Origin of the sequence: Burkholderia sp. Bp8986, from assembly GCF_003854225.1 — a bacterium.
Classification (GTDB): domain Bacteria; phylum Pseudomonadota; class Gammaproteobacteria; order Burkholderiales; family Burkholderiaceae; genus Burkholderia.
The window spans coordinates 24,183-36,265 of sequence record NZ_QTQM01000058.1 but is presented as its reverse complement, the minus strand read 5'-3'; the positions used below and the strand labels follow the sequence as shown (position 1 = coordinate 36,265).

Genomic DNA, 12,083 nt, shown 5'->3' with positions numbered 1-12,083 from the left:
TGCGCTCGCTCGCGAAGGGCGAGGCGATCACGCAGGACACGTCCACGCTCGAGAACCCGGCGATCCTCGAGCAGCTCGCCGAAGTGCGCTGATCGCGCCTGTTGCGCACGTTGCGCGCACGGGCCCCTGCGCGGCAATCCCGATTGCCTGCGCAGGGGCTTTTTGCTAAATAACGGCATGACCGTTCCGCACCGTCCGGCGCCTGCCGCGCCGCCGCCCGTTCCCGAGCCGCTCGCGCGTGCGCATGCGCGCTATTGGCGCTTCAACGTCGCATTGATCCTGGTGCTGATGGCGATCGGCTTCACTGTGTCGTTCGTCGTGCCGTTCTTCGCGCCCGCGCTCGCGGGCATTCGCTTCGCCGGTTTCAGCCTGCCGTTCTATGTCGGTGCGCAGGGCGCGATTCTCGTGTATCTCGTCCTGATCGTCGTCTACATCGGCTTGATGCAACGCGCGGACCGCATGCTGCGGCGCGCGTACGACGAACATGCCGCGCACGCGGGCAATGCGCACCATGCTCGCTGATCCATGCTGACGCATCGACTGATTCGCGCGTACGCGCTTTACACACTCGGCTTTCTCGGGTTCGTGCTGCTGCTGTGGCGGATCGAGCGCGCGACCGGCTCCGGCGTGTGGATCGGCTATGTGTTCCTGTTCGTGCCGATCGCCGTGTATGCGGTGATCGGGCTGCTGTCGCGCACGTCCGATCTCGTCGAATACTACGTGGCCGGGCGGCGCGTCCCATCCGCGTTCAACGGGATGGCGACGGCGGCCGACTGGCTGTCGGCGGCGTCGTTCATCGGCCTTGCCGGCTCGCTCTACGCAACCGGCTACGATGCGCTCGCGTACGTGATGGGGTGGACCGGCGGGTTCTGCCTCGTTGCGTTCCTGCTTGCGCCGTACGTGCGCAAGCTCGCGCGCTACACGATTCCCGATTTCCTCGGCACGCGCTTTTCGAGCACCGCCGTGCGCGCGCTTGCGGCCGGCGCGGCGATCCTGTGCTCGTTCGTCTATCTGGTCGCGCAGATCCAGGGGATCGGGCTGATCGCGACGCGCTTCATCGGCGTCGACTTCGCGATCGGGATCTTCTGCGGGCTCGCGGGCATTCTCGTGTGTTCGTTTCTCGGCGGAATGCGCGCGGTCACGTGGACGCAGGTCGCGCAGTACATCATCCTGATCAGCGCGATCCTGATTCCCGTGTCGCTGATCGCGATGAAGAACGGGCTCGGGCCGGTGCCGCAGTTCAATTACGGCAAGCTGATGGAACGCGTGGCGGCGCGCGAGGCGCAGCTGCGCGACGCGGCCGAGGAGCAGCAGGTGCGCGATGCGTATCGCCGGCAGGCGGCGGCCGTGCAGTCGCAGCTCGATCGCTTGCCCGCATCATATGCGGATGCACGCCGGCAACTCGTCGACCAGCTCGCGGACCTGCGGCGCCACAACGGGCCGCTGCGCGAGATCAACCAGCGCGAGCGCGAACTGGCGGACTTTCCGCGCGACCCGACGGCGGCGCGCGTGACGTGGACACAGGCGCGCGACGACCTGCTGGCACGCGCCGAGCCGCCCGTGCCGATGCACGAGCCGTTTCCCGCGGCGAACGACGACGACCGCAAGCCGCGCGAGCGGAATTTCCTTGCGTTGTTGCTGTGCCTGTCGCTCGGCACCGCGAGCCTGCCGCACATCCTCACGCGCTACAACACGACGACGTCGGTCGCATCCGCGCGGCGTTCGGTCGGCTGGACGCTGTTCTTCATCGCGCTGTTCTACCTGAGCGTGCCGGTGCTCGCGGTGATGATCAAGTACGAGATTCTGACCAACCTCGTCGGGCGGCCGACCGCTGAATTGCCCGCGTGGGTCACGCAGTGGCATCACTTCGAGCCGGACCTGATCAGCGTCGTCGAGGTGGTTCGCGACGGCATCGTGCACTGGTCCGAGATCCAGATGCAGCCGGACATGGTCGTGCTCGCCGCGCCGGAGATCGCAGGGTTGCCGTATGTCGTGTCGGGGCTGATCGCGGCCGGTGCGCTGGCTGCCGCGCTGTCGACCGCGGACGGGTTGCTGCTGACGATCGCGAATGCGTTGTCGCACGACGTCTATTACTGCATGGTCGCGCCGGATGCGTCGAGCCAGCGGCGCGTGACGATCTCGAAGGTCTTGCTGCTCGGTGTCGCGCTGTTCGCGTCGTATGTCGCGTCGCTCAATACCGGGAAGATCCTGTTTCTGGTCGGGGCGGCGTTTTCGCTCGCGGCGTCGAGTTTCTTTCCGGTGCTCGTGCTTGGGGTGTTCTGGAAACGCACGACGACGCGCGGTGCGATCGCCGGGATGGTGACGGGGCTCGCGGTGTGCGTGTACTACATCGTGTCGACTTATCCGTACTTCACGCAGCTCACCGGATTCGCCGGGCAGACGTGGTTCGGGATCGAGCCGATCAGTTCAGGCGTGTTCGGCGTGCCGGCGGGGTTCGCGGTGGCGATCGCAGTCAGCCTGTTAGATCGGCAGCCGGATGAGTATACGCGGGCGTTGGTGGATTACATTCGGCATCCGTGACGCGAAGGCGCTGGATGGGGGGCATCGTGGCGGGAAAAAGAAAGCCCCTTGATTTCTCAGGGGAATCAAGGGGCTTCCTGCGTTCTGGCGGAGAGAGGGGGATTCGAACCCCCGATAGGCGATTAACCTATACACGCTTTCCAGGCGTGCGACTTAAACCACTCATCCATCTCTCCGGAAGACCGAAAGTATAGCAAACTCTGGCGGCCTCCCGCCACTCTCTTTGGCGAGCCACTGAAATTAACCGGGAAGCCGCCTCCCGCGGCTCGCGCGGCGGCCCTGCGTCGTCCGAATGCAGCCGCCGCGGAAGAGCCGTGCCCTCAACTCACGCCCGCGCCCGCACGCACGGCGTCCCGACTCTGCTATCTTCCCGGGCATCTCACCGCTTTCCCCGCCTCTCCATGACCGACCGCATCGTTGCCGCATTCGATTTCGACGGCACCATCACGACCACCGACAGCTTCCGTCATTTCGTCCGCTACGCGGTCGGCACGCCGCGTTTCGCATGGGCCGGGCTGCGCGCGCTGCCGTGGATCGTCGCGATGAAGGCGGGCCTCTTGTCGCGCGGCGATGCGAAGGCGAAGTTCGCTTGGTTCGCGTTCGGGCCGATCCGCGAGGACGCGCTCGACGCGCTCGCGCGCCGCTTCGTCGATGGTTATCTGCCGAACCTCGTGCGTCCGGACATGCTGGAACGGGTGCGCGAGCATCAGGCGCGCGGGCATGAAGTGGTGCTGGTCAGCGCGTCGCCGTCGCTGTATCTGGAGAAGTGGGCGAAGACGGTCGGCATCGGCACGGTGCTCGCGACGCGCCTCGCGTTCGAGCGCGGCGCGTTTGCCGGGCGGCTGAACGGCGAGAACTGCTGGGGCCCGCAGAAGGTCGTGCGCTTGCGCGGCTGGTGGGGAAATCAGCCGCCCGCGAAGCTGTTCGCGTACGGCGACAGCCGCGGCGACAAGGAAATGGCCGAACTCGCGAATCGGGCATGGATCCGCGGGCAGGGACCGATGCCGGCGATCGGCGCTGAAGGACTGACCGACTGACCAGCTAATCGACTGACCGACTGACCGACTGACCGACTGACCGACTGACCGACTGACCGACTGACCGACTGACCGACTGACCGACTGACGGGACCCGCGCGGCGAGCCGCGCCGCCCGCCGTTACGCGTCGGCGCGCTGCGCGCCGCGCGCACCGCGAATCGGACGATACGCGCCCCAGCGATTGGCGCGCCTGAACGTGCCGACATCGTTGAACCGCACGCCGACTTCACGCAGCGCCGCATGCGCGGTGCGCGCGGTCAGCTGCCGGATGTAGAACGGATCGCGCACCACGAAGTGATGGATCGCGTGCGTGCTGCCGAAGTTGAAGCAGAACAGCTGGAACGGCAGCATCCACCACGGGTTGAGCACCTGGGTCTGCTGGATCACGTTGCGCGAATCGATGTCGCCGAAATAATGCATGTTCGAGCTGACGAAGTTGATGCAGAAGCTGCGCACGAAGTTCGGCCCGAGCCACACGACCGCGAGGAAATCGACGACGCTCATCACGCGCTCGACGACGGCCGGCACGGTCACCGCGTAGCCGAACGCATGCAGCGCGAACAGGCCGGCGTGATACACGATGAACGCGTGCCACAGCGCGTAGTACGCGTGACCGACCGGCATGTAGGACGATACCTGCTCGATGCGCAACTGCGCGCGCTCGGCCGCATCCTGCACCGGCTGCGCGGCCACGTACTGCTTGACCTTGCGGCGCATCGCATCCGGCCGCAGCACGACGGCGAGCATGCCGTCCGCGATCATCAGCAGGCGCTTCACGCCCCAGCGTTCGCCGTTGGTGATGCCGAATTCCTCGAGATCCGATTCGCCGCCCGATACCTTGTGGTGATGCAGGTGCATGCGCCGGCGCGTCCACGGGTTGATCGTGCCCGGCCGCGTGAGCCAGCACAGCGCCATCATCAGGTGATAGGCCCACGGCGTCTTCTTGAAGTACATCAGGTGGATCAGGTCGTGCTCGAGTTCGTGGATCAGCGACGTGACGAACGCGGCGAGCGGCAACGCGACGTACCACGCGATCGCGCCGCGCGCATACAGCCACGCGATCGCGAGCATCGCGCCCACCGACACGGCCATCACGGTCGCGCCGACGAGGTTCTGGTTGTCGAGCAGCGGAAAGCGCGCGCGGATCGCGTCGCTCGCGGCGTTGACCTCGCGGCGGACATACGCGACCTTGTCGGCGTCGTGGCGAAAGACGGTTCGTGCGGGTTGGCTCATCGACCGGAATCCGTGCGGAAAGAGTGGGGCGCAATGCCGATGTGACAAGCATAGGCGCGCCCCGGAGCGCACGCGAGGGCCGCCGGTGCCAATGATGGTGTCATTTCGGGTCACGGTGGCCGGTGCACGGGCGTGCGATGCCGCATCGGGCGGCTAGAATGCCGCTGCGGTGTCATTACGGGCCAGCAGCGCTACAATCCGCCGAAACCGCTCCGGAGTCCGCCGCATGGCCCTGTCCGCCCCGGATGCCGCGCGCCAGCTGAACAAGGCGACGGTATCGTCCGCGTATGCGCTGTTCATGCTGATGCTCGCCGAGGAGCGTGGCATCGATGGCGGCCGGATTCTCGCCGGCTCGGGCGTCGAGCGCGAGCGGCTCGCGCAGCCCGACGCACGCATCACGCCGCAGCAGCAGGCGGCGATCGTCTTCAACCTGCTCGAGGCGACGGACGATCCGTCGATCGCGATCGAGATCGGCCTGCGCAGCAGCCTCACGAAATCGGGGCTGATCGGCTTCGGGCTGATGAGTTGCGCAACGCTCGGCGAGGCGATCGCGCTCGGCATCCGCTACCTGCCGACGCGCGTGCCGTTCTTTTCGGTGCGGCTCGCTGAGCTCGACGGGATCGTCGACATCGACGTGCTCGAGGCGTTTCCGCTCGGCCGGTTGCGCCAGTTCGCGGTGGAGAACTTCCTGGTCGAGACGGCGGTCCTGTTCAACTCGCTGCTCGATCCCACGCCGGGGCGCACGCTGCAGTCGCGTGCGGAGCTGCATTTCGAATGGCCCGAGCCGCCGTGGTTCGAGCGCTATCGCGCGCGGCTGCCACGCTGTCATTTCGACGCGAGCGCGAACCGTATCCGCTGCGACGCCGCGCTGCTCGACGAGCCGATCGGCACCGCGAACGCGCAGACCGCGCAGATGATTGTCCAGCAATGCGAGGCCGAACTCGCGCGGCTCGGCTATGCGGAAAGCATCGTCGAGCGCGTGCGCAACCTGCTGATCTGCGGCGAGACCGGTTATCCGTCGGTGGACGAAATCGCGCACGAACTGCATGTGTCAGCGCGCACGCTCAAACGCAAGCTCGCGGAATTCGGTGCGACCTATTCGGCGCTGCTCGACGAGATCCGGCTGCGCGATGCGCTCCGGCTGCTCGAGGGCACGCGCCTGCCGGTCGACGAGATCGCGGCGCGGGTCGGCTATACCGACCGCGCGAATTTCACGCGTGCGTTCAAGCGCTGGACCGGCGTCGCGCCGAGCGTGCGGCGCTGACGCCGCGCCGGGCGGCGCGGGCCGGTGCCGGTCGTGCGCCCGGCGTCGATGAAGCGATCATGGGATCCATCGGTCGATGGCCCCGTCAGACGATCGCCACCCAGTTCGCCCCGCGGCCGCCCGGCACGCGGGCGTGCAACGCCAGCGAGCCGTCGTCCGGCGCGATCGCGTACACCGACACGTATTCCGACTGCTCGCCGCACGCGACGAGCCAGCGTCCCGACGGATCGATCGCGAAGCCGCGCGGCTGCGTTTCCGTGGCCGTCGCGTGTACGGGGTCGAAGGTGCCGTCCGCATCGCGGCGATAGCAGAGCAACTGGCTCGACGTGCGTTCGCTCACATACGCGAAGCGCTCGTCGGGCGTCAGGTGGAGATCGGCAGCCCACACGGCGGGCCCGGTCGGCGCGGGCGGGCGCGCATGGCCTTGCGCGAGGCCGGCGACGGCCGGGTGGCGCGCGCTGACCCGTGCGTCGCCGAGGCGGCCGCTGTCGGCGTCGCGCGCGAAGGTCGCGAGCGTGGCCTGGAATTCGCCGACCGCGACCAGCATCCGGCCGTCGCGCGCGAAGCGCAGGTGGCGCGGCCCGAAGCCGCCCGGCACGCGCGTTTCGCCGTGCTCGACCGCACGCAGGCCGCCGGCATCCTCGATCAGCGCGAACGTGAAGATCCGGTCCGAGCCGAGCGAGCTCACGTACGCGAAGCGGTTGTCCGGCGACACGACGACCGCATGTGCGTTCGCGATGCCGTGCGCGACCTGCAGCGCCGCGCCGTCGCCATCGCGCACGCGCGCGGCGTCGTAGAGGCTCAGCGAATGGCCGCCGTACGACGCGCCGAGCAGCCAGCGGCCGCTGCGGTCGAGCGACAGGTAGGCGAGGCTCGCGTCGATCGCGGTCGCGCCGATGCGGGCGAGCGCGCCGGTGGCTGCGGCGACGCGGAATGCGACGATCGTCGGCTGCTCGCCGCGCGTCGCGACGTACAGCCGCGCGCGATCGGGCTGCACCGCGACCGGCATCGCGACGTCGCCGGCCGGGTAGCGGGAGAGCGGCGCGAGCGTGCCGTCGGACGTGAGCGAGAACGTGGCGAGGTCGCCGTCGACGGCATTCGGCACGACGACGGTCAGGCGGTCAGTGTTCGGCATGGCGGAGCATTGCGGTGTGCGTGAAGGACTCGTCGGTCGGCAGGCCGCGCGGCGGATCGCTGCGCGGCGCGTGCGCGCGAACGGCGCGGCGACCGTGGCGACTAGGAACGCGATCGCGAGCGCATCCCGGCCGCCCGCGATCGAACCCGTATGTTGCTTCAGATAGCCGAAGGCCGTCGGCAGCGGTCGATATCGTTCGCGATGAACATGATCGACACGAGCGGCAGCACGTGCCATTTCACTTTCGAGGTCGCGGATGCGAGCGGGTCGCGGCCGGGCAGGGCGGGCGAGGTCAAGGGAGTCTCCGGGCGGGCGGCGAACGGGGCAGCGGCCCGCGTTCGCGTCGGGTGGGGATCTAAGTAGTATGTTGTCGTATGACATGGTACGCCGGAGATCCTGATATGACGTCGCGAGTTTACCCGGAATATATCCGAATATCGGGAAATGTCGGGAGGTTGTCTCCGTGCGCGATCACATCTGATGACGGATGACGTGAGTGGGCAGGCGTGCCGCTCGGTCCTGCCCTGCGGCGCCCTTCGCCCCGGCAACCTGCCGGCTTCGTACGCGGCCCGCTATGCCATCGACACGACGCTGTTCAGCAGCATCTTCACGAGCACGGCCTGCCGTGTCGCGCCCGTCTTCGCGAAGATTCCGCGCAGATGCGCACGGGCGGTGTTCTTCGTGATGCCGGTCGCGGCGGCCGCTTCGTCGAGCGTCAGGCCGTCGACGAGCAGCAGCGCGATCTCGGTTTCCATCGGCGTGAGGCGGAACAGCCGGTGCAGCATGTCGCGCGAGGTCTGCGGAGACGACGCCGGATCGCGGACGAACACCGCGACGGCCGGCCGGTGCTGGCGGTCCTCCGCGCCGTGAAAGGGCGCGAGCGGGCGCAGCAGCACGTTCAACGGCATCGCGCCGCCGGGGCGCGACAGCGTGGTGGCCTCGATGCGGCCGAGCGCACCCGCGCGGAAATGCTCGAGCGCGGCCTGCAGCGCCTTCTGCAGCCGGCGCTCGTCGAGCGGGCACGATGCATGGAGCCGCTCCTGGCGCAGGCACAGGCCGTCCTGCTGCTCGAACAGCCGCGCGGCGATGCGGTTGTGCTTGATCACGCGACCGTCCTCGTCGAGGATCGCGGTGCCGACGTCGAGCCGGTCGACCGTGCCCGCGTACAGCGCGCGTTCGGCGTCGAGCACGTCGAGCGCCGCGTGCAGCTCGACCGCGCGCTGCAGGTGCGGCAGCAGCGTCGCGACCTGCGCGCGTTCGGCCGCGTCGAAGTCGCGCGCATGATGCGGGCGGCTCACGAAGAACGCGCACTCGACGCCGCGCTCGCCGCGCAGATTCGCGCCGAGGATGAAGCGCAGGTCGAGCGGCTGCAGGTATTGCCGGTAGAAATCGTGCGCGCACCAGCGCGTCGCGCCGAACAGCGTGTCGGCCGTGAACACCTGGCCGGGCGGGTGGTCGAGAAACGGGCACAGCGCGTAGAACTCTTCGCTGTACGATGGTTCGCCGGGCAGCAGCGGGCCGTGGGTCGATGCGTTGATGATGAGCCCGCGCCGCGTGCCGCGCGGGCTGCGCAGCACGAGCGTCGTGAAGCTCGCGTCGAGCCGCACGCGCATCGCTTCGAGAAAGCCCGCCCAAGGCGTCGTCTCGGACGGGCCCTGATAGACGAGCCCGAGCCACGCGCCGAGTTCGCGGGCCGTCCATGCCGCGTCGTCGAAGCTGTCGTGTGCGGCCGTGTCGCCGGGCGCCAGCGCGATCCGCATGCTCGTGTTCTCCTGGGTCGGGGTGAATGCTCCCGAGCCAGCATACCGACCGGCCAGCCGCCCGCGTCATCCGAACGGAGTAGACGACGCGGGCCGTGCCGGAGCGACGCAGCGTGCGTAGCCCCCGGCGCCGCTTACGCGGTGTGTTCGCGCAGCAGGTACGCGACGATGCGTTCCGCCGCGGCCTCCGGCGACTCGGCCACCGTATCGATGCGCAGTTCGGGCTGCGCCGGCGGCTCGTACGGCGAGTCGATGCCCGTGAAGTGCTTCAGTTCGCCCTTGCGCGCCTTCTTGTACAGCCCCTTCGGATCGCGCTCCTCGGCGACCGCGAGCGGCGTGTCGACGAACACTTCGACGAACTCGTCGGGACGAACCAGCGCGCGCGCCATGTCGCGTTCCGCGCGGAACGGCGAGATGAACGACACGAGCGTGATGAGCCCGGCATCGAGCATCAGCCGCGCGACTTCGGCCACGCGCCGGATGTTCTCCACGCGATCGGCCTCGGTGAAGCCGAGATCGCGGTTCAGGCCGTGCCGCACGTTGTCGCCGTCGAGCAGGTACGTGTGCTTGCCGAGCGCATGCAGGCGCCGCTCGACGAGGTTCGCGATCGTCGACTTGCCCGCGCCCGACAGCCCGGTCAGCCATACGATGCGCGGCGTCTGCGCCTTCTGCACCGCGCGCGCGTCGCGGTCGACATCGACGGCCTGCCAGTGCACGTTGTGCGCGCGGCGCAGCGCGAAGTGCAGCATCCCGGCGCCGACCGTGTCGTTGGTGAAGCGGTCGATCACGATGAAGCCGCCGGTGTGGCGATTCAGGTCGTACGGATCGAACGCGACGGGCCGGTCGAAGCTCAGGTTGCACACGCCGATCTCGTTCAGCGCGAGCGTGCGCGCGGCGAGATGCTCGCGCGTGTTCACGTCGATCTTGTACTTTGGCGTCGCGCAGGTCGCGCCGACCGTCTGCGTGCCGAGCTTCACGAGATACGGCCGGCCCGGCAGCAGCGGTTCGTCGTGCATCCACACGAGCGTCGCCTCGAACTGGTCGGCGACTTCCGGCGGCGCGTCGGCGCGCGCGATCATGTCGCCGCGGCTCACGTCGATCTCGTCGGCGAGCGTGAGCGTCACCGCTTCGCCGGCGCGCGCGACATCGGCTTCGCCGGCCGGCGTGATCACCGACGCAACGCGGCTCTCCTTGCCGGACGGCAGCACGCGCACGCGTTCGCCGACGCGCACTTCGCCCGATGCGATGCTGCCGGCATAACCGCGGAAGTTCAGGTGCGGACGGTTGACCCATTGCACGGGCAGGCGGAACGGTTCGTCGCGCGTCACGCGCTCGATGAGCGGCAGCGTGTCGAGATGCCGCATCAGCGACGGGCCCGCGTACCACGGCATCCGAGCGCTCGATGTGATCACGTTGTCACCGCGCAGCGCGGACATCGGAATGCTGGCGATCTCCTCGAAGCCGAGCTCGGCCGCGAACGCGCGATAGTCGGCATCGATGCGCTCGAACACGGCGCGGTCGTAGTCGACCAGGTCCATCTTGTTGATTGCGAGCACGACGCGCTTGATGCCGATCAGCGCGACGAGATGGCTGTGGCGGCGCGTTTGCGTGAGCACGCCCTTGCGCGCGTCGATCAGGATCACCGCGAGATCGGCGGTCGACGCGCCGGTGATCATGTTGCGCGTGTACTGCTCGTGGCCGGGCGTATCGGCGACGATGAACTTGCGTCGCGCGGTCGAGAAGAAGCGGTACGCGACGTCGATCGTGATGCCCTGTTCGCGCTCGGCCGACAGGCCGTCGACGAGCAGCGCGAAATCGAGTTCGCCGCCTTGCGTGCCGACCTTCTTCGAATCGGCTTCGAGCTGGGTCAACTGATCGTCGAACAGCAGGTTCGATTCGTAGAGCAGGCGGCCGATCAGCGTGCTCTTGCCGTCGTCGACGCTGCCGCACGTGATGAAGCGCAGCAGGTCCTTCGGTTGCGCATCGTCGGAGTGCATGTCGGGCGTCGTGTGCGCAAGTGCCTCGGGGGCGGTGAGTACGTGTGCCATCAGAAATATCCCTCCTGTTTCTTCTTTTCCATCGAACCGGCCGAATCGCTGTCGATCAGTCGTCCCTGGCGCTCGGACGTGCGCGTGTCGCGCATCTCCTGCAGGATGTCGTCGAGCGAGCTCGCATCGCTGTCGATCGCGCCCGTCAGCGGATAGCAGCCGAGCGTGCGAAAGCGCACCTTGCGCATCTGCGGCACTTCGCCGTCGCGCAGCGGCAGGCGTTCGTCGTCGACCATGATCAGCGCGCCGTCGCGCTCGACCACCGGCCGCTCCTTGGCGTAGTAGAGCGGAACGATCGGAATGTCGTGCAGCCGGATGTATTGCCAGATGTCGAGCTCGGTCCAGTTGGAAATCGGGAACACGCGCAGGCTTTCGCCGCGGCGCTTGCGCGCGTTGTACAGCGACCAGAGTTCGGGACGCTGGCGCTTCGGATCCCAGCGGTGCTGCTCCGAGCGCAGCGACACGATGCGCTCCTTCGCGCGCGATTTCTCCTCGTCGCGGCGCGCGCCGCCGAACGCGGCGTCGAAACCGTAGTGGTCGAGCGCCTGCTTGAGCCCCTGCGTTTTCCACACGTCGGTGTGCACGGCCGAGCCGTGCGTGAACGGATTGATGTCGTTCGCGACGCCGTCGGGATTCACGTGCACGCGCAGGTCGAGGCCGAGGCGCGCGGCCGTCTCGTCGCGAAACGCGATCATCTCGCGGAATTTCCACGTCGTATCGACGTGCAGCAGCGGAAAGGGCGGCTTCGCCGGGTAGAAGGCCTTCATCGCGAGATGCAGCATGACCGAGCTGTCCTTGCCGATCGAATAGAGCATCACCGGGTTTTCGCTTTCCGCGACCACCTCGCGCATGATGTGGATGCTTTCGGCCTCCAGTCGCTCCAAGTGGGTCAACATCGTTCGTCTCCTTGTTGCATGCCGGCGCCGCGCGACATGTGCGGCGTTTCGTGCATGACGCCAACGGTATCGAGCGAGGGCGGTGCCGTTCTTCGTCCGGGTGGACTAACACGCGGCGCGGCGGGCAGCGGATCTTTCCTTAGTCCACCCGGACGAAGTGGCGCGCGA

Annotated in this window: 9 protein-coding genes, 1 tRNA gene and 2 pseudogenes; 4 read left to right on the top strand and 8 right to left on the bottom strand. The window is 67.9% G+C overall.

The genetic code is table 11. From position 1 onward, the window contains the following. Window positions 1-177 precede the first annotated feature (177 nt). Both DID99_RS33165 and DID99_RS33160 read left to right on the top strand, forming a co-directional pair. Window positions 178-522, top strand: a complete 345-nt coding sequence (locus tag DID99_RS33165; RefSeq protein ID WP_124489532.1) for a DUF4212 domain-containing protein — start codon at window positions 178-180, stop codon at window positions 520-522. 3 nt (window positions 523-525) lie between these two features. After that, on the top strand, window positions 526-2,541 hold the full coding sequence (locus DID99_RS33160) for a sodium:solute symporter family protein (protein ID WP_124668388.1): 2,016 nt from the start codon (window positions 526-528) through the stop codon (window positions 2,539-2,541). 85 nt (window positions 2,542-2,626) lie between these two features. Here the strand turns inward: DID99_RS33160 and DID99_RS33155 are convergent. Beyond that, a tRNA-Ser gene (locus DID99_RS33155) sits at window positions 2,627-2,717 on the bottom strand. Window positions 2,718-2,942: 225 nt separating this feature from the next. Between DID99_RS33155 and DID99_RS33150 the strand changes: the two genes are divergently transcribed. Beyond that, window positions 2,943-3,578 carry an HAD family hydrolase gene (locus DID99_RS33150; RefSeq protein WP_124489534.1) on the top strand — a complete coding sequence of 212 codons (636 nt, stop codon included), beginning with the start codon at window positions 2,943-2,945 and terminating at the stop codon, window positions 3,576-3,578. Window positions 3,579-3,699: 121 nt separating this feature from the next. On the opposite strand, the gene DID99_RS33145 is transcribed toward DID99_RS33150, so the two are convergent. Next, complete coding sequence (locus DID99_RS33145; protein WP_124489535.1) at window positions 3,700-4,812, bottom strand: fatty acid desaturase; 1,113 nt, start codon at window positions 4,810-4,812, stop codon at window positions 3,700-3,702. 226 nt (window positions 4,813-5,038) lie between these two features. Between DID99_RS33145 and DID99_RS33140 the strand changes: the two genes are divergently transcribed. Further along, a complete protein-coding gene (locus DID99_RS33140) occupies window positions 5,039-6,076 on the top strand; it encodes an AraC family transcriptional regulator (protein WP_124668387.1) in 1,038 nt (345 codons plus the stop codon). An 85-nt stretch (window positions 6,077-6,161) separates the two neighbouring features. Here the strand turns inward: DID99_RS33140 and DID99_RS33135 are convergent, their stop codons facing one another. From DID99_RS33135 to cysD, 6 genes and pseudogenes are all read right to left on the bottom strand, one after another. Continuing rightward, entirely contained in the window at window positions 6,162-7,211 is a 1,050-nt protein-coding gene (locus DID99_RS33135) for a beta-propeller fold lactonase family protein (RefSeq protein WP_124668386.1), read from the bottom strand. Continuing rightward, window positions 7,198-7,391 (bottom strand): annotated as a pseudogene (locus DID99_RS38075) (MFS transporter); the annotation flags it as partial. The gene DID99_RS33135 and the pseudogene DID99_RS38075, both read right to left, overlap by 14 nt. Then, window positions 7,370-7,507, bottom strand: a complete 138-nt coding sequence (locus tag DID99_RS37475) for a hypothetical protein (RefSeq protein WP_185733851.1) — start codon at window positions 7,505-7,507, stop codon at window positions 7,370-7,372. The pseudogene DID99_RS38075 and the gene DID99_RS37475, both read right to left, overlap by 22 nt. 276 nt (window positions 7,508-7,783) lie before the next feature. Then, on the bottom strand, window positions 7,784-8,971 hold the full coding sequence (locus DID99_RS33125; RefSeq protein WP_124668385.1) for a helix-turn-helix transcriptional regulator: 1,188 nt from the start codon (window positions 8,969-8,971) through the stop codon (window positions 7,784-7,786). Window positions 8,972-9,105: 134 nt separating this feature from the next. Beyond that, entirely contained in the window at window positions 9,106-11,019 is a 1,914-nt protein-coding gene (gene cysN, locus DID99_RS33120) for a sulfate adenylyltransferase subunit CysN (protein WP_124668384.1), read from the bottom strand. Next, window positions 11,019-11,939: pseudogene (gene cysD / locus DID99_RS33115) on the bottom strand (sulfate adenylyltransferase subunit CysD); the annotation flags it as partial. The pseudogene cysD and the gene cysN, both read right to left, overlap by 1 nt. Window positions 11,940-12,083 lie beyond the last annotated feature (144 nt).

Coding starts and splice junctions, on each gene's coding strand:
- DID99_RS33165 (WP_124489532.1), top strand. CDS start 178: ATGACCGTTCCGCACCGTCCGGCGCCTGCCGCGCCGCCGCCCGTTCCC.
- DID99_RS33140 (WP_124668387.1), top strand. CDS start 5,039: ATGGCCCTGTCCGCCCCGGATGCCGCGCGCCAGCTGAACAAGGCGACG.
- DID99_RS33150 (WP_124489534.1), top strand. CDS start 2,943: ATGACCGACCGCATCGTTGCCGCATTCGATTTCGACGGCACCATCACG.
- DID99_RS33145 (WP_124489535.1), bottom strand. CDS start 4,812: ATGAGCCAACCCGCACGAACCGTCTTTCGCCACGACGCCGACAAGGTC.
- DID99_RS33135 (WP_124668386.1), bottom strand. CDS start 7,211: ATGCCGAACACTGACCGCCTGACCGTCGTCGTGCCGAATGCCGTCGAC.
- DID99_RS33125 (WP_124668385.1), bottom strand. CDS start 8,971: ATGCGGATCGCGCTGGCGCCCGGCGACACGGCCGCACACGACAGCTTC.
- cysN (WP_124668384.1), bottom strand. CDS start 11,019: ATGGCACACGTACTCACCGCCCCCGAGGCACTTGCGCACACGACGCCC.
- DID99_RS33160 (WP_124668388.1), top strand. CDS start 526: ATGCTGACGCATCGACTGATTCGCGCGTACGCGCTTTACACACTCGGC.